This is a genomic window from bacterium (genome assembly GCA_030652805.1).
Lineage (GTDB): Bacteria > JAHJDO01 > JAHJDO01 > JAHJDO01 > JAHJDO01 > JAHJDO01.
On the sequence record JAUSPT010000031.1, the window covers coordinates 16815 to 39356 of the forward strand.

General features: G+C 39.5%; 22 protein-coding genes. 21 read left to right on the plus strand and 1 reads right to left on the minus strand.

From position 1 onward, the window contains the following. Positions 1-179 precede the first annotated feature (179 nt). From Q7J67_02360 to Q7J67_02460, 21 genes are all read left to right on the plus strand, one after another. Positions 180-2195: an ATP-binding protein gene (locus Q7J67_02360; protein MDO9464124.1), complete on the plus strand. Its 2016-nt coding sequence runs from the start codon at positions 180-182 to the stop codon at positions 2193-2195. Continuing rightward, entirely contained in the window at positions 2188-2868 is a 681-nt protein-coding gene (locus Q7J67_02365) for a response regulator transcription factor (protein ID MDO9464125.1), read from the plus strand. The genes Q7J67_02360 and Q7J67_02365 overlap by 8 nt, the downstream gene beginning before the upstream one ends. Positions 2869-2919: 51 nt before the next feature. Further along, the gene (fabG, locus tag Q7J67_02370; GenBank protein ID MDO9464126.1) at positions 2920-3663 is read left to right on the plus strand and encodes a 3-oxoacyl-ACP reductase FabG; all 744 of its coding nucleotides are present in this window, start codon (positions 2920-2922) and stop codon (positions 3661-3663) included. A gap of 12 nt (positions 3664-3675) precedes the next feature. Continuing rightward, a complete protein-coding gene (locus Q7J67_02375) occupies positions 3676-5178 on the plus strand; it encodes an NAD(P)-binding protein (protein ID MDO9464127.1) in 1503 nt (500 codons plus the stop codon). Then, on the plus strand, positions 5169-6410 hold the full coding sequence (locus tag Q7J67_02380) for a beta-ketoacyl synthase N-terminal-like domain-containing protein (protein MDO9464128.1): 1242 nt from the start codon (positions 5169-5171) through the stop codon (positions 6408-6410). The genes Q7J67_02375 and Q7J67_02380 overlap by 10 nt, the downstream gene beginning before the upstream one ends. 12 nt (positions 6411-6422) lie before the next feature. Further along, positions 6423-6680, plus strand: a complete 258-nt coding sequence (locus Q7J67_02385; protein ID MDO9464129.1) for an acyl carrier protein — start codon at positions 6423-6425, stop codon at positions 6678-6680. Beyond that, positions 6681-7433 carry a 1-acyl-sn-glycerol-3-phosphate acyltransferase gene (locus tag Q7J67_02390; protein ID MDO9464130.1) on the plus strand — a complete coding sequence of 251 codons (753 nt, stop codon included), beginning with the start codon at positions 6681-6683 and terminating at the stop codon, positions 7431-7433. Then, a complete protein-coding gene (locus tag Q7J67_02395) occupies positions 7430-8737 on the plus strand; it encodes an AMP-binding protein (protein ID MDO9464131.1) in 1308 nt (435 codons plus the stop codon). Before Q7J67_02390 ends, Q7J67_02395 begins: the two co-directional genes overlap by 4 nt. Continuing rightward, a complete protein-coding gene (locus Q7J67_02400; protein MDO9464132.1) occupies positions 8734-10203 on the plus strand; it encodes a radical SAM protein in 1470 nt (489 codons plus the stop codon). The genes Q7J67_02395 and Q7J67_02400 overlap by 4 nt, the downstream gene beginning before the upstream one ends. Then, on the plus strand, positions 10200-10511 hold the full coding sequence (gene cutA, locus Q7J67_02405) for a divalent-cation tolerance protein CutA (GenBank protein MDO9464133.1): 312 nt from the start codon (positions 10200-10202) through the stop codon (positions 10509-10511). Before Q7J67_02400 ends, cutA begins: the two co-directional genes overlap by 4 nt. 152 nt (positions 10512-10663) lie before the next feature. Further along, the gene (locus tag Q7J67_02410; protein ID MDO9464134.1) at positions 10664-11164 is read left to right on the plus strand and encodes a hypothetical protein; all 501 of its coding nucleotides are present in this window, start codon (positions 10664-10666) and stop codon (positions 11162-11164) included. 255 nt (positions 11165-11419) lie between these two features. Then, the gene (locus tag Q7J67_02415) at positions 11420-12469 is read left to right on the plus strand and encodes a DUF3800 domain-containing protein (protein MDO9464135.1); all 1050 of its coding nucleotides are present in this window, start codon (positions 11420-11422) and stop codon (positions 12467-12469) included. Positions 12470-12740: 271 nt separating this feature from the next. Beyond that, positions 12741-13382: an outer membrane lipoprotein carrier protein LolA gene (locus tag Q7J67_02420; GenBank protein MDO9464136.1), complete on the plus strand. Its 642-nt coding sequence runs from the start codon at positions 12741-12743 to the stop codon at positions 13380-13382. After that, positions 13375-15747: an MMPL family transporter gene (locus Q7J67_02425; GenBank protein MDO9464137.1), complete on the plus strand. Its 2373-nt coding sequence runs from the start codon at positions 13375-13377 to the stop codon at positions 15745-15747. Before Q7J67_02420 ends, Q7J67_02425 begins: the two co-directional genes overlap by 8 nt. Continuing rightward, positions 15723-16412, plus strand: coding sequence for a hypothetical protein (locus Q7J67_02430; GenBank protein ID MDO9464138.1), 690 nt, complete (start codon positions 15723-15725; stop codon positions 16410-16412). Before Q7J67_02425 ends, Q7J67_02430 begins: the two co-directional genes overlap by 25 nt. Next, a complete protein-coding gene (locus Q7J67_02435) occupies positions 16409-16801 on the plus strand; it encodes a hypothetical protein (GenBank protein MDO9464139.1) in 393 nt (130 codons plus the stop codon). Before Q7J67_02430 ends, Q7J67_02435 begins: the two co-directional genes overlap by 4 nt. Position 16802: 1 nt before the next feature. Next, the gene (locus Q7J67_02440) at positions 16803-17951 is read left to right on the plus strand and encodes a beta-ketoacyl synthase N-terminal-like domain-containing protein (GenBank protein MDO9464140.1); all 1149 of its coding nucleotides are present in this window, start codon (positions 16803-16805) and stop codon (positions 17949-17951) included. Beyond that, the gene (locus tag Q7J67_02445) at positions 17948-18520 is read left to right on the plus strand and encodes a hypothetical protein (GenBank protein MDO9464141.1); all 573 of its coding nucleotides are present in this window, start codon (positions 17948-17950) and stop codon (positions 18518-18520) included. Before Q7J67_02440 ends, Q7J67_02445 begins: the two co-directional genes overlap by 4 nt. Before the next feature lie 2 nt (positions 18521-18522). Then, complete coding sequence (locus Q7J67_02450; protein ID MDO9464142.1) at positions 18523-19770, plus strand: cobalamin-dependent protein; 1248 nt, start codon at positions 18523-18525, stop codon at positions 19768-19770. Then, positions 19767-21119 (plus strand): lipid biosynthesis B12-binding/radical SAM protein, encoded by a 1353-nt coding sequence (locus Q7J67_02455; protein MDO9464143.1) that lies wholly within the window; start codon positions 19767-19769, stop codon positions 21117-21119. Before Q7J67_02450 ends, Q7J67_02455 begins: the two co-directional genes overlap by 4 nt. Further along, positions 21112-22290, plus strand: a complete 1179-nt coding sequence (locus tag Q7J67_02460) for a DUF2062 domain-containing protein (protein MDO9464144.1) — start codon at positions 21112-21114, stop codon at positions 22288-22290. The genes Q7J67_02455 and Q7J67_02460 overlap by 8 nt, the downstream gene beginning before the upstream one ends. On the opposite strand, the gene Q7J67_02465 is transcribed toward Q7J67_02460, so the two are convergent. Next, the coding region (locus Q7J67_02465) for a hypothetical protein (protein ID MDO9464145.1) at positions 22287-22542 on the minus strand (256 nt) is incomplete at its 5' end. The two genes, Q7J67_02460 and Q7J67_02465, sit on opposite strands and share 4 nt — an antisense overlap.

Below are 22542 nucleotides of genomic sequence, written 5' to 3' on the forward strand. Positions count from 1 at the left end.
AATAATCTCTCCAGTTATTATTTGCTTTATCAATACGACTTGCGCGACAGAAGAAAATATCTTTAGAGGAGTCATTCCTGCTATTTTTCTTTTAGCAGTACTAGTGTATGAATCTCATCTAAAGTTAAAACATATTGAGTCGATAAAATTTTATAGGAACTATAGTTCAAAATAACCCTATGCATAAAAAGATAATTCTGCTCAACATTGTTCTTATACTCTGTGCTATCTGTCTTTCCTACTTTGGCTTTAAAACTGCCAAATATCAGGAAGCAGAGATTATGGAAGAGATAAAGAGGCAGGCAGTTTCTGCAGGGAAAGTTGCTTCGGAGGTTGTGGGAGAAATATTTAAGGATATTGAAAAGGAGATTGATGAGATTCCTAGCATTATGGATGAGGAAAAAACACCTGATCCGGACAAAATGCTTTTTGCCTTTGATTCCAACCTCAATACGATTTATCCAAGATTCAAGACCTATCGCAAAGAACTTGAGAAGCCAAATTTCTCGCTTGATTTTCTTAGAAGATTTCAGCAGATTGGGACCTTGGAAGTTAAGGGGGATTTTGAAAAAGCCATTATTTCATACGAAGATTTACTGAAAGGACCTTTTGCTTCAAATGAAAAGGCACTTGTACAATTTACCCTCGCCCGGACTCTCAGAAAAAAGGGAGAGAATGGAAAAGCATTATCTGCCTATCAAAAGTTAATAGCTGAATATCCGGAAAGCTTTTCTCCTGACGGGCTTAATCTCAATATAATATCTCGATATGAGATTGTCAAACTTGCGAAAGAAATAGGCGATTTTGAACATGCGATATTAAATGCTCTCTCACTACTTCAGGATATACAGAATCACAAACTGGATATATCAGAGGGGGAAAGAACATATTTTGCAAATCTGTTATTTAACATAATTGATGATCCAGCTTTAGGAAAGAGAGAGGCGAAACAGGACGAATTTGTAAAGCTCAAGGAAGTTATTCATAAGGAAAAGACATTCTATAAGAAAACAGCACTTTTGAAAAATATGTTTGAACGGCTTGAGGATAAGAAAGTAATTGAGACTGAACATAAGAATATATCTGTCCAGAAATTAGGCGATACACTTCTATTTTTTAAGATAATGGAACATAAAAAACATGGAGAGATAATCACATCAGTTGTAAAAGATAAAATCGACATTGATAATAGATTAATAAAAGAACTTAAGACAAAAGGATTGTCTGAAGATATTGTCTGCTGGATAGTTGGTACTAACAGTAATGCAATTTTGCAAACAGGGGAAATAAATGCTGTTTTACCCACTGTAGTACTTAATCTTGGAGAATGGCTCGCTGGGGCAAAGCTCAACGTGTATCACAAAAGAACAAAAAATATTGAAGAGAGTTCAAGAAGAAGGATGACAATTAATATTATTATGGTCAGTATGCTATTTATTATCATAATATTATCAAGCATTCTAAGTCTTCGGATGACGATGAGGGAAGTTGAGCTTTCAAGGATGAAAACTAATTTTATATCCAGCGTATCTCATGAGATGAGGTTGCCTCTTTCAACAATAAAAACCGCTAATGAGATGTTTAATATCGGGAAAATAAAGGATAATAAACAGGCTAAGAAATATTACGAATACATCGCCTCAGAGGTTAACCGACTTGAACGATTGGTTAGTAACGTTCTTGATTTCTCAAGAATTGATGCAGGCAGAAAGAAGTATCATTTCAAAGAGGAAAATCTGGGAGAGGTTGTAAAAGAAGCAATCGATTCAGTTAAGGACTATTTCAAAAAAGAAGGATTCAGCATTGAAGAGAATATTGAAGGAATCATAAATGTGCGTGTTGATAAAGAAGCAGTTATGCAGGCGGTTTTGAACTTACTTGATAATGCTAAGAAATATTCAGGAATAAGTAAGATAATAAAAGTAAAAATATCTCGTAGTGCAAAATATGCAGTTTTGGATATAATAGATAAAGGAATAGGCATTGAGAAGAATAATATCAATAAAGTATTTGATGTCTTCTACAGGACAGAAGACGAGATGACCAGAAAAACCAAGGGAGTTGGATTAGGACTTTCCATTGTAAAACATATTATGGATGTGCACGGAGGGAAGGCACAAGTAGTCAGTGAAAAGGGAGAAGGCTCTACATTCAGCTTGTTGTTCCCCTTAGATAAAGAGACAAAGGATGCATAAAATATTAATAGTTGAGGATGAGAAGAAGCAGCTCGATATTCTGATTGAGTATTTCCGGAGCGAAAATTTTGATGTTTTATCTGCAGAAGATGGGATTTCTGCAGTTAAAGAAGCAGTTTCAGGAAAACCTGATATTCTTCTTCTTGATATAATGCTGCCTGAGAAAAATGGATTTGATGTCTGTCGGGAAATAAGAGAGAAAGGGCTGGATGTCCCTATTATTATGCTCACAGCTAAAAGTGAAGAGATAGACAAAGTAATGGGACTTGAGTTGGGAGCAGATGATTATATAACAAAGCCTTTTAGTTTGAGGGAACTTCATGCCAGAGTAAGGGCACAGCTCAGGCGCACTAGTCATTATGCAAACATAGATGAATACAAGCTATCTAATAATAAAATAATAAATTTTAAGACTGCTCAAGTGGAAGAGAATGGTAAAATTGAAAAATTATCAAAAACGGAGGTTAGCCTTCTGAAATATTTCATCAAAAAGTCAAATGTCGTACTTTCCAGAAATGATATACTGAACAATGTTTGGGGATATGATTATTTTCCTGAGTCCCGTACATTGGATGCTCATATTGTAAATCTGAGAAGAAAGATTGAGGAAGATTACAAAAACCCCAGAACATTGCTAACAGTTCACGGACTTGGATATAAGTTTGCAGGATAACTTTAATTGACACAGCAAGAAAGTTTATTGATAATAGAGATTGGGTAACACATGAACAAGAAAGATAGTAACGCAAAGATTGCTCTGATTATTGGTGGAAGCCGTGGTATAGGACGGGCGATAGCTCTGCGTCTTGCTAGGTCAGGATTTGATATATGGCTGACCTATAAAAGCAACCATGCTGCTGCTAAGAGGGTAAAAGAAGAGGTAGAGAAAATAGGAAGAGCATGCGATGCTCTCTCTTTTGACGTTTCCAACTATAATGAGACCAAAGCTGCTCTGGAAAAAAGGCTGGACGCTCACACTCCCTACATAGTTGTATATAACGCAGGCATTACCAGAGACAATCTTTTGGTATGGATGACAAAGGAAGAATGGGATACGGTACTCTCTACAAATCTGGATGGGTTTTATAATGTAATGCACTTTGTTTTATTCCCAATGCTGCGGGAAAAACAGGGAGGACGCATTGTTGTTATATCTTCAGCTTCCGGACAGGTTGGCCGTGCAGGTCAGGCAAACTATTCTGCTTCAAAAGCAGGATTAATCGGCGCTGCTAAGGCATTAGCACTGGAGGTTGGCAGGAAGAATATTCTTGTTAATGTTGTTGCTCCGGGTGTTATTGAAACAGATATGATTGAAAATCTTCCTAAAGATAAGATCCTTCCGCTTATTCCATTACAGAGGTTTGGGAATCCTGATGACGTTGCATCAGTAGTGAACTTTTTATGCACAGAAAAGCATATGTATATTCATGGTCAGGTCATTGGTATTAACGGTGGCCTGGCTCTCTAAGGTTGTCTCACTATGAAAAAATATGACGACGTAATTGTGGGAAGCGGTGTCAGCGGTCTAACACTTGCGCTTTTACTTGGCATGAACGGGCATAAAGTGCTGCTTGTTGAAAAAAACGTGCATATCGGAGGATCATTAAGGCGGTTTTATTCTCAAGGCATCCCTTTTGATACAGGATTTCACTTTACAGGCGGATTCTATAAAAACGGGATTCTTCAGGATATGCTGATGGTTCTTGGTATTAAGGATCATATTCAGCCCATTTATCTGTCAGAGGAGAAAAATAACCAGTTTATAGTTGGCCCGGAACAGACAACATATAATCTGCCAACTGGTTATCAGAGAATAATAGAAAAGATAAAGGAATACTTTCCCTGCGAAGAACATGCCATAGGCAAATATTTTGCTATAGTCAAGAATGTTTGTACTCATACTGCTGCCATGGATTTGCGTAAGATTTCTATGTCTGTGAGCGCTTTAGATGAGGATTTTCTAAGTCTTGATGATGCTTTGAACCAATTAACTAATAATCACAAGTTGAAAGCACTTCTAGCTGGGTACAGCATGTGTTACGGGGTAAAACCTCAAGAGATTTCATTTGCCAATCACAGCAGAATCTGTTACAGCCTGTATGAATCCATTGCCAGAGTAAAGAACGGCGGCGATGCATTTATCAGCGCATTTCAGAAACGTTTTGGAGAATTCAATATAGAAATTATGTGCAATAGGTATATTAAAGAGTGTGTTGATATCCAGAATAATTATGTAGGACATTTTGTTCTGAATACAGGAGAAGAAATATCCTGTGACCAGTGTATCTTTACAATACACCCCATGGAGGTATTAAAAACCTTGCCTAATGACCATTTGAGCAAGGCTTTTGTTGATAGAGTCTCAGCATTTGAATCGTCAGCAGGATTCTTTTCAGTGTATGGTGTTGTGAAATCTCCTAACTTAGCAGATGACTTTACCCCAACAATCACCTCTCTATTTCCAACAGCGGATATAAACCAGTTGCTTGATCAGGGAAATAACGCGATGCCGGCTATGGTAATTATGCAGAATGCAGAAGAAGTAAATGGGAAGTCCTATCATGTATTGAGCGCGCTTGAAGTGTCTTTCCCTGAGCATGTAGAAGCATGGAAGCTTTCAAAGACAGGGAATCGCCCTTCTGACTACCGGAAATATAAACAACAACATGTTAGCAGTATCAAAGAGCGTATTATTGAAAAATTCCCGGAGTATAAGGATTCTTTTAAAGTAATAGATTCTGCATCTATCCTGACATTCAGAGATTATTTGAATTCTCCCGATGGGGCAGCGTATGGTATAAAACAGAAGATCGGACAGTTTAATCTTTTTGGAAAGCTTCCTCTTCGCAATATATATGCTGCCGGCCAGAGCTCTATGCTGCCGGGAGTGGTAGGAGCAATGATGTCTTCATTTATTGTTGGAAGAGCTATTGTTGGAAAAGAAAAATATAATTATTTTATTGAGCAGAGATTATGCAGTTAAAACGGGTAGTAATAACGGGTGTTGGAGCTGTTTCTCCTTTAGGCAATGACGTTTCTGCTCTTACTGCGGGAATTGAACAAAGGAAAAGCGCTGTTCGTTATATGGATGATTGGAACCGGTATATCGGCCTGCGCAGTTTAGTTGCAGCACCTGCGGAAGTTAAAAATGAAAAATTGATACCGCGTCAGAACAGACGATCAATGGGAAGAATGAGTATTTTTGCAGTTCAGGCAGCGCAACAAGCTCTGTCAGACGCTGATATAGGCAAAGAGGCATTATCTACAGGAAGGATTGGATGTATTATTGGGTCAACTACAGGAAGCGCTCAAAGCATTAGCGAGACATTTGAAATTATGGTCCCAACAAAGGATCTAACTCAACTCAATTCAACAAAATTCTTTCAATGCATTTCCCATACAGCAGCAATGAATGTATCTCAGTATCTGGGAATAACCGGTTGCGTTATGGCAACCTCTGCCGCGTGCGCATCTGCATTGCAAGCTATTGGAGCAGGTTGCGATCTGATCAGGTTAGGCAAACAAGATGCGCTACTATGCGGTGGTGCGGAAGAACTTCATCCAACTGTTACAGGATCTTTTGATATTCTCTTTGCAACATCATCAAACTATAATCAATCTCCTCATAAAACCCCGCGGCCTTTTGACGTAAAACGGGACGGTTTGGTATGTGGAGAAGGAAGCGGGATACTTGTTCTGGAGGAGTATGAAAGGGCTGTAGCAAGAAAAGCGAAAATATATGCTGAAGTTATAGGATATCATACATGCGGAAATGGTGCTCATATCAGCCAGTCCAGCAGAGCTGGTATGGTTTCATGCATCAGTAATGCCTTAAGCAATGCGCATATTGAACCAAAAGATGTTGATTACATCAATGCTCATGCAACAGCAACGGTCCAGGGCGACAAGGAAGAAGCTCAGGCAATAGGAGAGATATTCGGTAGTCATGTTCCAGTAAGTAGTTTGAAGGGATATATCGGACATACGCTCGGCGCATCAGGGGCATTGGAATTGATTGCTTCTTTGGTAATGATGGAAAAAGGATGCATATACCCTACTCTAAACCTTGAGAAAGTAGATCCGGATTGTGAGGGCATTTGTCATGTAATGAAACCATTAGGCAAAGAGATTAAAATTATGGTAAAAAATTGCTTCGCATTTGGCGGGATTAATGCAGCATTGGTGTGTAAAAGAGTGACTAATTCTAAAAAATAGGAGGAAGCTGGAATGGATAAGCAGGAAATTATAGATAAAATAAATCAGGTATTTGAGGAATCCTTTGAGATTGAAAAAGAGAAACTCTTACCGCAAGCGAATATTTTTGAAGATCTGGGCTTGGACAGTTTAGATGTTGTGGACCTGGTTGTTGCCTTGCAGCAGAAATTTGGCATTAAAATACGCGATGACCAACGCCTCAGAAACATCAGGACACTTGATGATATTTACAAATTTGTTCTTACTTTAAGAGATGAAGAAAAAATGTAAATGAAGACCTTAAAGCTGATATATTTTAACATAGTGTTTTACACGCTGTTCTTATCATTCTCTATGTTTAGTATTCCCATTTTAAGTTTATCTGTTATTTTTCTTGGTTTGTTTTCATCTCGCCGCAATACTATGAAGCGGTTCCGCAGAGCAATCAATTGGTACGGCAATGTTATTATTCGGGTTATTCCGTTCCCTTTTGTGCGTTTCAAGTATAAAGATTATGCAAAGAATAAAGGCAGAGGTCCATATATTTTTGTTTGTAATCACCGCTCCAGCTCAGACCCATTCTTGATTGGATGTCTTCCCTATGAACTTATTCAGATTGTGAATACATGGCCATTTCGTCTTCCGGTGCTGGGGATATTTGCAAGGTGGGCGGGTTATTTGAATGTCAAGAGAATGCAGTTCAAGAAATTTTCTTATAAGACAATCGAATTACTCAGACAGGGAGTTTCCATTGTTGCATTTCCTGAAGGAACACGTTCCAGAAACAAAAAAATCGGGCAGTTTCACAGCTCAATCTTTCGCGTTGCCTTGCAAGCGCAATGTCCAATTGTACCTATATGTATTTCCGGGAATGAGAATATCCCTCCACGCGGATCACTTCTCTTGCATCAGGGAATAATCAGACTGCACAAATTGCCAGGTCTCGAATGGGAACAGTACAAGGATTTAGGACCGTTTAAGCTTAAAAACAAAGTGCGTGATATAATAGCTTCGGAGCTTGCTGTTATGGAGGGTGGGGCATGAGAGATTTATATCGTTATCGTGATATAGCGTTTAGTCCGCCGAAAGAAATCCGAGAGATTCAGGAAAGGCAATTACAGGAACACATTGCATACTGTATCAAACATTCTCCTTTTTACAGCAAAGCACTGAAGAATATCAAAGCTGAATGCAGTAATATAACGATTGATCAGCTATCAAAACTTCCCTTTACTGAGAAGTCTGATATTGAGCAAAATAATGACGATTTTTGCGCAGTTACTTCTGATAAGATTGTTGATATTGTTTTATCTTCAGGAACAACGGGCAAACCGATCAGGATGATGTATACTAATTATGACTTAAAGCGGCTTGCCTATAATGAGGAAAGATCGTTTACAGGATGCGGACTGACTTCCAATGATACGGTGTTATTAACCTGCACAATGGATCGCTGTTTCGTTGCAGGACTGGCGTATTTTCTTGGGATACGCAGTGTTGGCGCAGCAGCTATTAGAAACGGGCATAACAGTCTTGAGAGTCACCTGCAGATTATAAAACAAATGGAGCCAACAGCTCTTATCGGAGTTCCGAGTTTTCTGAGGAAACTGGGTTTGTACTTAAAGGAAAGTGGAATAGATCCTGATAAAACTGCTGTGTCCAAACTAATTTGTATTGGTGAACCGTTACGCGGAAAAAATCTTGAATTGTTAAAAGTAGGGGATGATTTGCAGAGCATATGGCAGGCACATGCTTTTTCCACATACGCTTCTTCTGAGATTGTAACTACATTCTGTGAATGTACTGCTCAGCAAGGAGGCCATTCCCTTCCTGATCTGGCAGTTGTAGAAATCATTGATAAAAACGGCACCGTTCTTCCTCCTGGTAATACAGGCGAAATCGTTATAACGCCAATGGCGGTAGAAGGAATGCCTCTGATACGGTTTAAGACAGGTGATGTAAGTTTCCTGATTGATGAGCAATGCTCTTGTGGGCGGTTTTCTCCCAGGCTGGGGCCGATTATGGGAAGGAAAAAACAAATGACGAAGATCAAAGGAACGACTCTGTATCCACAGGCAATATATTCTGTCTTAGAAGAGATTGAGGCAATAAATGACTATTATGTAACAGTATCCGGAGAAAGCGAACTTTCAGATATCATAGAAATCAATGTATCAGTTAATGATCCGTCATGCACCGCAGATATGATACAGGATAAACTTCAGGCGCGTCTGAGAGTAAAACCTGAGATAATAATCGTTGATTCGGGAACCATTAAACAGAAGGTCTATGATCCAAAGTCGCGAAAGCCAATTCGCTTTATAGATAGGAGACAAACAAAACAGTGAGTTGTCACACCCCAATACCAAATTTTGAATTTGCACGAGAGGAAATAGAAGATGCAGTACGCAATGGCAGGCTTCTATCTATGGAAATTGAACCCAGTCTGCGTTGTAATTTCCACTGTCCATATTGTTATATACCTGAGAATTCTTCTCTTGAAAACGAGTTGACTGTAGAGGAAATCTGCGATGTTATTTTACAGGCGCAGGATCTTGGAGCAAAAAAAATTATTATTCTCGGCGGAGAGCCGATGATATATCCGCATATTATGGAAATAATTAAGTTTATCAGAACGCATCATCTTAATGTGGAGATGTTTACCAATGGTTCTAATATTACTGCTGATATAGCGAAACAGCTTTTTGACTATGGAGTAAATGTGGTTCTAAAAATGAACACGCTTAATGAGCATACTCAGGATATACTCGCCGGGAAAAAAGGATCGTTCAAGATCATTCAGGAAGCATTCCACAATCTAAAGCAGGCAAGACGGCCTTCCGGAGAAACATTTCTTGCAATCAGTACCGTTATATGCTCTCAGAATATTGATGAGCTGGTGGATATGTGGCAAAAGCTGAGGGATCAGAATATTATCCCATATTTTGAGATGATTACTCCGCAGGGAAATATTAGACAAAACGGATGGTTAAATATTGAACCTCAAAAGCTGCATGATATTTTTTGTAAAATTGCCGAAATTGACCGTACTCACTATGGATACTTTTGGGAGCCTCAGCCTCCTCTGATAGGGAATAGATGTCTGCGGCACCAGTTTTCATGTCTTGTTACTTCTCAAGGATATGTTACGCCGTGTGTTGGGGTAACTATACCGGTTGGAAGCATACGAAAGCAAAAGCTTCGAGATATTATAAAAGACAGTGAGGTCATTCAGGATCTTAGAAACTACCATGATACAATGAAGGCTCCTTGCCGTGAATGCGAAAAATCAAATGAATGTTACGGATGCCGCGGAGCAGCATACCAGCTGACAGGCGATTATCTGGCTTCTGACCCTATGTGCTGGAAGAATGTTGATAAACAGGGTGAAATTGCCCGTTTACCGATTGCAGTTGAAGAACTAATTCCGCAGAAATCGCCAATGAGAGTCATTGATACACTTGTGAAAGTTGGTGAGCGTTCAGCAGATGTAACTGTGACATTGTCGAAAGATATGCTGTTTATTGACGAAAGCGGTTTGCTTGACGAGGCTGCGTATCTTGAAATGATAGCGCAGGCAATAGCATCACTAAGCGGATTTAAACATATGGGTGCATCTAAACCGGCGCCGGGAGGATTCCTGCTTGGAGCGAAAAAGCTTGAGATATTAGGAAAAGCACATGTTGGAGACACATTAAATATATCATTTTATAAATATGCAAGGTATGGCGGTTTTGGCATTGTTAAAGGAACCGTATCGCGAGACAACCATGTGCTTGCCAGAGGAGAGGTAAAGATCTGGCATGAGATATGAATAAAATGGTTTTTCTTTACATTTCCAATGAATCAGCCAAAGAGGCAAAAAAAATTGCCAGGCACTTGCTTGAAGAACGTATGATTGGCTGTGCGAATATTTTCCCAGTCAATGCTATGTATTGGTGGAAAGGCAAAATTGCCGATAAAACGGATGTTGTGCTTATTGCTAAAACAACGAAGGAGAATTATCAAAGAGTTCGGGATGAAATTGCCAGAATCCATCCTTTTGACACTCCTTGCATAATCAAGCTGGACGCAGATCCCAATGAAAAATATTTGCAATGGATCAAAAGTGAACTCAAATAGATAGTGAGCCAGAATGGAATCCGCTTTTACTGGTATTATTTTGCTAAATCAGTAAAGGTTTGCTATATTTTAGATAGTTTTATAATTAGGAATCAAGAAAATATGGGTTCCATATATTAATTGTTAGACGACATTACATAAAGAGGAGGCAAATGATGTTTTTTAAACCACAATGGTATAGAAATCTTCCTGATTCTGTTAAGCCAATAGATGACAAGAAAATAAATAAAATAGAAGATTTTCGCATAAAATCTGAAGCATATTTAGGCAAAGATAAATCACAGGAAATGATATTTATTGGTATTATGGTTTCCAAATGGGCGGTCAAAAGAATCCAACAATATACTTTGGAATTAATTAGAAAACAAATACCAAATGCTCATCAGAAAGAATTATGGAAACAGGTACTTCTTGCGAGACTAAATGTTAAATTAAGCACATCTAGTGAAAAACTCGATATGTTTTCACGACCGTTATCTGAAACAGAGTTATTATCGCGAATCAACAATATCGATGAGATAGTGGTAAAGTGCGAATCATTTAATGATGTCATGGATTACATCATAACCATGGACGAGCACGAAAATAGATTTTATGATCCGACAGGGATGCAATCTGAATTAGAATCAATATTAAATAGTAAAAATGTCTAACCAAACAATCCAGCGAACTGTGCCAGCCGCTGATTTTTGTGTTCAGCCAAATATGATCAACAAAAACATCCCGTGTAAAATATATAAAATCCTAGTATAATCATAAATCAGGTTTTATAATCAGGAATCGAGAAAATATGGATTCCATATATTAAGTGTTATGCCTTTGTGAGGCCATAGTTGACACGCTCGAACATTACAGAGGGAAACGGTGTCTATATAACTTTCGACCCATCGAATTTGGACTCATAGACCATGTATATTTACATTGACGAGTCAGGTATATTTGCTAATCCATCAGGTAAGGACAAGGTCATATCTTGTGTAGCGGCTCTGGTCATGCCCGAACAGTATCAAAAATACATCTTCAAAAGGTTTAAGCATCTCAAAGTCAGCTGGGGAATCGGTTCAGGCGAACCCAAGGGCAGCAAACTGAACGAAGAACAGATTGCCTGGGTAATATCCATTCTGAACGACTACGATGTCTTTGTTACAGCTTGCGGTATCGATATCGGGATACACACGGATGATCAAATAACAATGCATAAGCAAGGGCAAGCAGCAAATATTACAAAACATGTGACCCCCGAGCATCATCCTAACCTGGTACGTCAACTTGAAGAACTTGGGGAGAGGTATCTTCAACTGTCAAATCAACTCTATGTTCAGTCTGCGCTGTTAACGGTTTTAGTTCAATCTGTTATAAGAATTGCTACTTTATATTACTGTCAAAGAGATCCTTTCACACTTTCCCATTTCAGATGGGTCATTGATGCAAAAGCAGATAACCTTACAAATTATGAAGACATTTGGTCTACTGTAGTTATGCCCTTTTGCCAATCGGATTCATTGTCAAAGCCTATGGTTTTTGTGGAAGGCGGAGATTACTCTTGGTTCGACCGAAATTTTAATGTAGATATGACGTCCGCGCCTCAGCATTTACAGCCGTTCATAAAGAAGGAAAGACAAAACGAGCCATTTCATGCCTTTGATGTTAAGAAAGTACTGTCAGAGCGCCGCTCGTTTGAGTCGTCGAGGAAAAATCTTGGCCTTCAGCTTGTTGATATTGTCGTCAACGCTATCCGTAGAGCCTTACATGGCAACTTGCAAGTTAGTGGTTGGGGCGATTTGGGAAGATTAATGGTGAGTCCAGAAAATGGTAAGAATTCTATGCAGATGGTTGCACTGCATAATGAAGCTGTTCCTAAACCAATGCCATATGGCGGTATCATCAAGCATTTTGATAAACTATCCAAACCCCTGCTTGATGAAGAATTCTGTAGAAAAATAGAACGAGAAAAATAATGACATGAATGCTTACAAGATTATTTGTTCGATTCCCCAGCGGCAGTCTACTATATATACAACGTGTCGCAACTAAATCGGTAAGTGATGTATTATTCTTTGGTGCTAAACAATCGGGAAATGCATAACAAGGCTAATTCAGCCGACGCAAAAAGCCGCGCTGCTTAGCTTTGCGTTCAGCCAAATATGATCAACAAAAACATCCCGTGTAAAATATATAAAATCCTAGTATAATTACAAATCAGGTTTTGAAATTATGCTTGGAGCAAATATGAATAAAATCACAATAATACTAATCGCATTATGTATGTCTCTATTGTCGCTTAACGGCTATGCTGAGCAGAGTGTGGAGGATGTGCTCAGTAAACTTGAAGAAAAAATGTCAGATATAAAAACTTTGAAAACTGGTTTTGTTCAGGAGAAAAAGCTGGCGATCTTTGATAGAGAGATTATTTTGAAGGGCAAGATATTTCTTAAAAAGCCGGATCTTTTTGCATGGCATACCGAAGAGCCGACACGGTATTCTATGATTATAAGGGATGATGTTATTCTGCAGTGGGATGAAGATATAGACCAAGTTCAGAAGGTAAGTATGAAGGATAATCCTGCGTTTCAAACCGTTGTCGGGCAAATGAGGAAATGGCTTTCAGGCATATATATGCCATTGTTGGAAGAATACAATATAACAGTACTCAAGCAAAACCCGGTTTCCCTTAAATTCACGCCGCGCGAAAATACAATGGCTTATAATATTATCAACTATGTAAGGATTGTATTCAGAGAGGATGAACGCTATATCCACGAGATATACATAAAGGAGAAAACCGGCGATTCTACGCTTCTCAGGTTTAATGATACCATGCTGAATACTCCGATCGATGATGCGGCATGGGAGGTCAAACCGCGTGGCTGATAAACGGAAACGTCTTATATCCGGACTTGCGGCAAGCATAATCATTTTTGCAGCGATTGGTCTCAGGTTCATTTCTTTTGATAATAACATTGAACTAATGCTTCCTGCGAATCCTGAGATTCTTCGCAGTATGCGTTTTCTCAGAGACTCAAATCTTTCGGATAAGGTTGTTCTTTCTCTAAAACTGAAGTCGTCAGAACACACAACACATGACCTTATTCAAGCTGTTGACCAATTAGAAAAGTCTTTAAAGCCGCCTCTGATAACAGATGTAATAAGCGGTGTTTCCAAAGCAGATCTAATGCAGGAGATGCATTTATTTATGAGGTATGTTCCGCAACTGCTCAACGAACATGACCTCTCCAAAATTGATAGACAGATAACCTCTGAAGGAGTAAAAACAAGTTTAAGCAGAGACTACCAGCAATTACTGACTCCGGGCAGTGGATTTGTAATGCCGTTTATTCGCTCTGATCCGCTCGGGATAAAATCCGGATTTCTCTCCAATATACAAAAACTTTCCAGTTCTTTAGGATATAAGGTTCAGATCAAAGATGGACATTTTATCAGCCAGAACGGCAGAAACGCTATGCTTATACTTAAAACGCCTGTACGTCTTACTGATGGATTCGGCTCAAAAAACCTAATAGAGTATCTGCATAAACAGCTGAAGTCTCTGCCTGAGTTTATTTCGGCGGACATTATTGCCGGGCATGTTCACACAGTCAGCAATGAGTATGTAATGAAAAAGGATATTCTCCTGACATTGACTATTGCCTCAGTTGCCTTTCTCTTATTATTCCTGTTCATATTCAGGGATATAAGGGCAATTCTTATCTTTCTTATACCTCTGATATCAGTTCTTGTTTCCATAAACCTCTCAGCTATTATTCTTGGAAAACTGTCATATTTTATTATTGGTATGGGAGCTGTTATTGCCGGCATTGCTATAGATTACGGGATTCACGTATATTTAGCTGTACGCACAGGAGCTGGCCGACCTGATGCAGTCAAGAAAATAATAAAACCAGTAATAATTGCTGCATTTACTACAATAGGTGTTTTTGCTGCATTCTTCTTTTCCAGTGTTCAGGGGTATCATCAGCTCGCTCTTTTTTCAATCCTCAGTATTATTCTCTGCCTTGTCTGTGCCTTATTTGTCTTACCCTATCTTTTAACCGGGAAACACTACATGGAACTTCCTGCTATACTCAAACAAGGAAGTTCTATGCACTCGCAAGTTTTTGATCGGATATGTGTTGCTTGCTGGGGAGTGATTATAATTGCTGCAATAGCTCTATCGTGGCAGGTAGAATTTAATAGCGATATCAGTCAACTGGATGGAAGTAAATTTGAAGTTATACAGACTGAACAGGAGTTTCATAATGTGTGGGGAGGCGCGGATAAACCAGCGATCCTTGTTACCTCAGGAGAAAATTTGGAAGAGGCGCTTCAGTGTAATGAGCGCATTTACACCGAAGCAGTAAATGAGGTGGGAGAAGATAATTTTGCCCCAATGGGGTTTACAAGTTTTGCAGAATTGTGGCTGTCAAATCAAACACGAATAGCAAACTCTGCGCGCTGGAACAAGTTCTGGAGAGAAGGAAGAGAAGCAAAGTTGAAAGAGCTTCTCCAAGAGCATGGTCAGGCATATCATTTTTCCGATGATGCATTTTCCCCGTTTTTTAAAAATCTCTATACTGAAAAGGTTATTAAAAATACACCTGAGGGGCTTACTTTCTTTGACCAGTTAAAAGAACGATTTGTACTGAAGAAAGCAGATGAATATCAGGTGTTATCATTTTTTCCGGATAAGGATAAATGTGTTAAGACGCTGAGCGCAATAATCAGCCGTTATCCGAGGACATTCTTAGTATCCAGAAATGCTTTTTCCAGCATACTTTCTCAGGCAGTTTCTTCAGAAGTTATTTTTTTATCGGTAATTGCTGTGCTGTTAATTCTGATATTAACCTGTTTATTGCTAAGAAACATACGGCTAACTGTGCTTGCCCTGATTCCGGTTATCACAGGCATTCTATTGATATTAGGGATCATTCCTGTATTTGGATTATCTCTAAATGCTCCTTGTGTTATTGCCGGGATAATTGTTATTGGTCTCTGCATTGACTATGGGATATTCATGGTTTATACTTGTGAATATAATTTAAAAACAGGAACGCGCATGGCAGTTTCATTGTCAGCTCTCACAACAGTTATTGGAGCAGGAGCTCTTTTATTTGCTCTGCATCCTGTATTGTTTTCTATTGGTTTAACACTTGTAATAGGAGTAGTGGGAGGGTATATTTCAGCACTATTGGTTATTCCCTCCTTGTATAGATTATGGCAAAAACCAAAAAAGGCATAGCGTTATATTTGCTGCTCGCAGGGTTAGTTGGATTGTGCAGTACAGGATGCAGCAGTATTCCGTTTAAAAAGGTCCAATATGTCTCGGTCAGCAAAGTGCAGCCTACAGCAATTCGGGAGCAATTTGCCAGTACCCTTTCTCAGAAATTCCAGGTAATTAACACAATTGTTTTTCAGTATAGGCGGCATAAGTTCTCTGCTATTGGGTATACTGATATTGATTCTCTTCAAAAGCTTTTTAAAATTATCTGTCTTAATCATGCAGGTATTAAGTTATTTGAGTTAGCCGGAAATGATAATAGCGTTGAATGCAAGTTCGCTTTTGAAGGAGCTTCTTTTCCCGGCAATTTTGCCCAAGCAGTGGCAGATGATATCAGAAGAATTTATTTTGACTCTATTCCTGGTCCTGAAGCTAAAATATATAAAAAGAAAAAGAAGATTATTTTCAGGCAGCCTTCAGAAACAGGTGTAATGGAATACATATTTGCCGGCACTGACAACCTGTTGGTTGAAAAACGGTGTTATAAAGGGTGGCGCAAAATCTGGAGTGTTTTTTATTATGAGTACCGCAGAAAGAACGGAAAACTATATCCATCCGGCATTATGCTCAAACATCATAAATACAACTATCAGCTAACTGTGCGATTGAAGGAGATTCAAACATGAATAGGCTTATGCAGGAGATCAAACAATGTATGTCTGATTTAGCTGAAACTAAAAAAGGGGAAGTAACTGCGCACTTTCTTTTTCCATCAGAGTTCATTGGGTTTCAGGGGCATTTTCCAGACAAACCTGTTCTTCCGGGTGTTTGTAAAATACAGGCGGTTATAGTAATGCTTCAGGCATGGGAAAAGGAGGATGTCAGACTGAAGGAAATTGTTTCGGCAAAATTCTTTTCACCAGTTTCCCCCGAAGAAGAAATTGTTTTTAATTACAGGAAGCAAACAGAAAGCAACGGCGAAGCGCTCGTAAAAGCATCAGTAACCAGTAAAGATAAGAAAATTGCTGAACTGCAGCTGAGAGTAAGTGTTAAAAATGAAACACAGGAGAACTAATATGCATGCGCCAGAAGCAGTTGTTGTTGCCTGTGATCTCATAACTCCTTACGGCTTGGGCATTGATGCGTGCTGGAATGGCCTTTTATCCGGGAAGACTGCAATAAATCCATTAGACCGTTTTGATACAGATGTATTTCAAACAAAAAAAGCGGCTACAATCGCTGAACTCAAGACTGGTCAAAGTGATTCTCTGGTAATGCAGATGCTGAAGCCGTTACTAAAAAAAGCATCTGCTATTATTCCAAAAGACGCTCTCTTAATTTTAGCAACCACAACAGGCGAAATAGATATTCTGGAGAAACAGGTTCTTAATGCCAAAGATAATGCGGACGAAAGCGCGCTTGGCTGTTTGTTAAGCAAGGTGCAATGCTTGAGCGGGATAAGGTCGCCCGGGATTATTGTGTCTGCGGCATGTACTTCTTCAAGCAGCGCAATTGCACAGGCATCAGCAATGATCCGTAGTAAAGAGCGTGACTGTGTGCTGGTAGTTGCCTGTGATATTGTAAGTGAATTTGTTTTTGCCGGATTCTCTTCTCTGATGGCATTAGATAAAGATACGGCGAGGCCCTTTGATAAAAACAGAAGCGGTCTAAGTCTTGGCGAAGCAGCAGGATTTGTTCTGGTTATGAGTAAAGAAAGAGCTATTCAGGAAGAAAGGTCTATTATTGGAGAAATAGCCGGTTGGGGACTGACAAATGATGCTAATCATATGACCGGTCCGTCCAGAGATGGAAGCGGACTGGCACTGGCTATGCGTAAAGCCCTGCGATCAGCAGATATTTCTGAGGATACTGTTGGATGCATAGCAGCGCATGGCACAGGAACTGTGTATAACGACGCTATGGAAATGAAGGCGTTTAAATCTGTTTTTGCTTCAGGAACTCTTCCAACCTACTCTATTAAAGGAGGAATAGGCCATACAATGGGAGCGGCAGGTCTGGTGGAGACAATTGTGGCATTGCGGTCATTAAGAGAAAAACTTGTTCCTCCTACAGTTAATCTGCGTATCGCTGATGATGAAGCTGAGGGCTGGGTCTCCACTGAGCCGGACTCATTTGACAACCCTGTAACCGTATCTATCAACGCTGGATTTGGCGGAGTGAATTCTGCATTGGTATTGAAAAAATTGGATGAGCAGCAGTTATGATTATTTCAGGTATTGGCTGGATTAGTAAAGGAAAATATGGGTGTGTGAAAAAGGCAGTATGCACAGATTATACTGATATAAAATCTCTGCATTCAAAGCTGCAGAATGAATCAATATTTTTGTATCCTGTGAAGAATTTTGGAAGATTTGACATGACTTCAAAAATGTCTTGCTGTGCAGGCGCTCTGGCACTGCATGATGCAGGAGTAAAGTATTCTGAAAAGCATAAACAGGATATTGGAATTATCAGCACAAATACTGATGGATGCTTGAAGTCTAATCTGAATTATTTCAGGGATTATGTGCAGACAGGCAGAAAACTCGCGCGTGGTAATCTTTTTATCTATACACTTCCGTCAAGTCCTCTGGCAGAAGCATCAATTCACTTTGGGTTTCAGGGCCCATTGCTGTATATCATGTTTCCACAAAAACATATTCCGTCTTTACTTCAATATGCAGAAGGCATAATATCCCGCAAAGAAGCATCAACAATACTGGCTATGAAAGTTGATGAAAAGAAGGCTGTATGTTTTGTTCTGAGAAGGGAAGAGGACACTTCTTCCAAATAAATATGAAAATAAAACTGATATATCCCACATGGCCGAAACTAATGGATCAGACGGAATTTAATCTGCCTCCTCATGGTCCTGTGTGTTTTGCTGCTGCGCTGAGTGATGATATTGAAATTTCCTTCTGTGATGAGAATGTTGAAGAGCTTGATTTTAATGAAGATGCAGACTTGATTGTGCTTTCAGTTATGCTGACATGCCAGATGCCCCGCGCATGGGAAATTAGCGATTGGTATCGAGCTCATGGTAAGAAGGTGGTGTTTGGCGGCATTGCAACAATGCTTCATGCAGAAGAAACAATGCAACATGCAGATGCTGTGTTTTTAGGAGAAGCGGAAGGTAAGTTTAATAAGGTTATTTATGATTTCAAAAATGGTCATCTTGAAAAAATGTATGACTTTTTTCATGATTTTCCGGATATGAATCTGGTTAAAACTGCAAAACGCAGTATTCTTAAGCGTGAATTATATAATTTTCGCGGTGTGCAGATGGTTGATCTGGTGCATGCGTCGCGAGGGTGCAAGTTTAATTGTTTTCCATGCTGTACGCCGTATTTGGGAGGGCGCAAATTCAGGCCGCGTCCTATTGATGCAGTATTGATGGAGCTGGAAAGCATTGATAATAACCGCTTGTTTTTTGTTGATAATTCCCTGGCGCAGGACGATGAATGGGAAAAGGAACTGTTTAGGGCAATTGCTCCGTTAAAAAAGAAATGGATATCTCATCCAATAAAAGACGATGATGAGATACTGGATTTAGCTGCTAAAGCAGGATGTTGGTATGTATATCAGGCAATAATAGATACCTCAGATCATATCCGCAGAAGAGTTAAGCGGCTGCAGGAACATGGCATTGGAGTTGAAGGAACTATTCTTCTGGGGCTGGATTATCATGATGAAGATTATATAAAGCGATTAGTTGATTTTCTTCTTGAGATAAATCTTGACCTTGCCGAATTTACTATCCTTACTCCATTTCCTCATGCGCCGATCAGAGCTCAGCTGGAAAAAGAAAATAGAATCCTTCATAATAACTGGATTCAGTACACGACAGGAGAAGTTGTATTTAAACCGGCAAAAATGACTGTAGACTCATTGCAAAACATGTATCACTATGCGTGGGAAACATTTTACTCTGACTGCAGCAGGGAAATAAAGATGGCAAAACTGTTTCTTAAAGTTATTGAAAAAGAAAAAAAAGATGGGACTTATAAAAGAGCCAGATTGAATGCTAATCGGGCGTGGTCATGAAAATCCTACTGATTGCTTCTAATATTGCCAGTACTCCGTATCCTATTTATCCGCTTGGCTTGAGTATGGTTGCAGCTACTTTGAGTAACGCTGGGCATAAAGTATATCAGTTTGATTTTCTTCAGAGTAATAAGTCCATGGAGGCACTTTGCAGGGTAATCAAAGACAGTACTCCTGACATTATAGGTGTATCAATTCGCAATATAGATAATGTGAACTTCTTAAGTGAACAGCGCTATATTGATGTTGCGAGGGATATTGTGAAAATGATCCGCACACAAACCAGTGTGCCAGTAGTGCTGGGCGGCGCAGGATTTTCTATTATGCCAGAAGCAATCCTGCGTGAGGTTGGTGCTGATTATGGAATTGTTGGAGAAGGAGAGGCTCTAATGCTTGAATTTGTTGCAAATGCTGAAAAAGGCGTTTATCCAAAAGAACGCTGCATACAGCCCAGCTCCAGCCTAAAAGGCGAAGAAATTCCCTCTGCATATTATGATCCAAAGATTATGGAGTTTTATCTGAAAAGAGGGAACATTGGATCTGTGCAGACAAAGCGGGGATGTACACATAAATGCGTGTACTGCTCGTATCCTATTTTGGAAGGCACAAGTATTCGCTGCAGGGATCCGAAGGCAGTGGTTGATGATATTCAGTTGCTGACTGATACGCACAAGGCAAAGTATATCTTTTTTACTGATTCGGTTTTTAATGATGACCAAAAACATTATCTGAACGTAGTTCGTGAAATGGCAAAAAGAGGGGTGTCTATCCCTTGGACTGCGTTTTTCAAACCGGAAAAGCTTGATGATGAAATTATAGCGCTGATGAAACAGACCGGGCTGAAAGCAGCAGAGCTTGGATCTGATGCGCCCGCTGATACAACACTTCGTAGACTTGGCAAGTCATTTCTGTTCAGGGACATTATTGAGTGTAATAACTCCTTTGTCCGCGCTAATATTGCCACAGCGCATTATTATATGTTTGGTTGTCCGGGGGAGACACGGGAAACAGTGCTCGAGGGAATAGAAAATATCAAAAGTCTGAAAAAGGCAGTATCTTTTATCTTTATGGGGATACGGATTATTCCCGGCACGGACCTTGAGCGCATAGCGCTTAAAGAAGGGATTCTTTCCAATGGTCAGGATTTACTGAAATCTGTTTATTATATTTCTCCAAACATTGATAAACAGTGGCTAAAGGAGACATTAACTAAGGCATTCTCCGGCATTAAACATTGTATTTTCCCTCCTGATGCAGGGGACACTACTTTACAGTTTCTTCACAAACTTGGATATTCAGGCTCTATGTGGGATATGCTTATTACCGGGAATAAAAAGCCAGGTGAATAATAACTCTTTCTCTACAGATCATATCTGGTGTGTTATCCCTGTATTTAATAATAAGGATACTGTGAAAAATGTTGCTTTATCCTGTAGAGATTATTTGAAGAATATAGTTGTTGTTGATGACGGAAGCACTGATACTAATATATCCGCCTTGTTTGCTGACACTGGAGTTATTGTGCTTAAACATGAGAAAAATCTTGGCAAAGGCAGAGCAATTCTTACTGCGTTAGGGTATATTCAAGCTCAAGGCGGACGCTTTATGATTACGATTGATGCAGACGGACAACACTATCCGCAGGATTTGGAGAAGTTCATTCCTTTGCTCCAGAAAGATGAAACAAGTATTGTTATTGGGTGCAGAAAACTTCATGGGAAACATGTTCCACGTAAAAGCCATTTTGGGAAAAAGGTTGCTAATTTCTGGCTGCGCGTAGAAACAGGAGTTTCAATTGAGGATTGCCAGAGCGGCTTTCGCTCGTATCCAGTGCGGTACCTTTCACAAATGAAATTAACAGGCTCTCACTATGATTTTGAAACTGAAGTTCTGGCAAGGGCAGTATGGGCAGGGCTATATTTAAAGATGATTGAGGTTGATGCATGGTATCCTGAGCCTCAATCCCGCATTTCGCATTTCAAGCCATTTGTAGACAATATGCGTATTTCCTGTATGCATACCAGATTAGTAGGCAGATGTCTCTTACCGCTTCCACATCGAAAACTAGTTTTTGAAGCCGCTAAAAAAATCGACCTGAGCATGCTTCGCCATCCTGTTAAATTATTGAAGATGCTGCTAAAAGAGAATGCAAGTTCCTCTGGATTAGCTGTATCAGCAGGAGTTGGGATCTTTCTTGCTGTACTGCCGCTTATCTCAATTCATACACTGGTGATTATTTATGTGACAGCGCGCTTGCATTTGAACAAGGCGATGGCTATTACCATACAGAATTTATGCATACCGCCTTTCGTTCCTGCAGTCTGCATTGAACTGGGATATTATATGCGGCACGGCCGCTGGTTAACCAATGTCTCCATGGATGTTATTTTTAAGCAATTCCCCGACAGGTTGTTGGAATGGCTACTTGGCTCTCTTATAGTTGCGCCTGTATTGGCAATTGTTATAGGAATAAGTGTGTTTTTCACAGCAAAAACATTGCAGAATAGAACCGATAATTAGGTCTTTTTTTCTTGCTTTAGTAATCTTGTGAGGACTTTTAAATCTTCTCTATCTTTAACTCTTCCAGCGGCTTTCTTCATTTTTATAATATCTTCTAGAGAAGCAAAATAAACTTTCTGTTTACCAAAGAAATTCTCAACTTTATTCTCCCAAACCTCTTCAAATGAAATGCCTTCAACAAATGGATGAATGTCTGTCTCCACAATATATTGCCGGATAAGAGTTTTTTTCTTCAGAAGCAATTCAGGAGTT

What these genes read in the sequence shown, in the direction of transcription:
- Q7J67_02360 (MDO9464124.1), top strand. Translation starts at nt 180, where the DNA reads ATGCATAAAAAGATAATTCTGCTCAACATTGTTCTTATACTCTGTGCT.
- Q7J67_02365 (MDO9464125.1), top strand. Translation starts at nt 2,188, where the DNA reads ATGCATAAAATATTAATAGTTGAGGATGAGAAGAAGCAGCTCGATATT.
- fabG (MDO9464126.1), top strand. Translation starts at nt 2,920, where the DNA reads ATGAACAAGAAAGATAGTAACGCAAAGATTGCTCTGATTATTGGTGGA.
- Q7J67_02375 (MDO9464127.1), top strand. Translation starts at nt 3,676, where the DNA reads ATGAAAAAATATGACGACGTAATTGTGGGAAGCGGTGTCAGCGGTCTA.
- Q7J67_02380 (MDO9464128.1), top strand. Translation starts at nt 5,169, where the DNA reads ATGCAGTTAAAACGGGTAGTAATAACGGGTGTTGGAGCTGTTTCTCCT.
- Q7J67_02385 (MDO9464129.1), top strand. Translation starts at nt 6,423, where the DNA reads ATGGATAAGCAGGAAATTATAGATAAAATAAATCAGGTATTTGAGGAA.
- Q7J67_02390 (MDO9464130.1), top strand. Translation starts at nt 6,681, where the DNA reads ATGAAGACCTTAAAGCTGATATATTTTAACATAGTGTTTTACACGCTG.
- Q7J67_02395 (MDO9464131.1), top strand. Translation starts at nt 7,430, where the DNA reads ATGAGAGATTTATATCGTTATCGTGATATAGCGTTTAGTCCGCCGAAA.
- cutA (MDO9464133.1), top strand. Translation starts at nt 10,200, where the DNA reads ATGAATAAAATGGTTTTTCTTTACATTTCCAATGAATCAGCCAAAGAG.
- Q7J67_02410 (MDO9464134.1), top strand. Translation starts at nt 10,664, where the DNA reads ATGATGTTTTTTAAACCACAATGGTATAGAAATCTTCCTGATTCTGTT.
- Q7J67_02415 (MDO9464135.1), top strand. Translation starts at nt 11,420, where the DNA reads ATGTATATTTACATTGACGAGTCAGGTATATTTGCTAATCCATCAGGT.
- Q7J67_02420 (MDO9464136.1), top strand. Translation starts at nt 12,741, where the DNA reads ATGAATAAAATCACAATAATACTAATCGCATTATGTATGTCTCTATTG.
- Q7J67_02430 (MDO9464138.1), top strand. Translation starts at nt 15,723, where the DNA reads ATGGCAAAAACCAAAAAAGGCATAGCGTTATATTTGCTGCTCGCAGGG.
- Q7J67_02435 (MDO9464139.1), top strand. Translation starts at nt 16,409, where the DNA reads ATGAATAGGCTTATGCAGGAGATCAAACAATGTATGTCTGATTTAGCT.
- Q7J67_02440 (MDO9464140.1), top strand. Translation starts at nt 16,803, where the DNA reads ATGCATGCGCCAGAAGCAGTTGTTGTTGCCTGTGATCTCATAACTCCT.
- Q7J67_02445 (MDO9464141.1), top strand. Translation starts at nt 17,948, where the DNA reads ATGATTATTTCAGGTATTGGCTGGATTAGTAAAGGAAAATATGGGTGT.
- Q7J67_02450 (MDO9464142.1), top strand. Translation starts at nt 18,523, where the DNA reads ATGAAAATAAAACTGATATATCCCACATGGCCGAAACTAATGGATCAG.
- Q7J67_02455 (MDO9464143.1), top strand. Translation starts at nt 19,767, where the DNA reads ATGAAAATCCTACTGATTGCTTCTAATATTGCCAGTACTCCGTATCCT.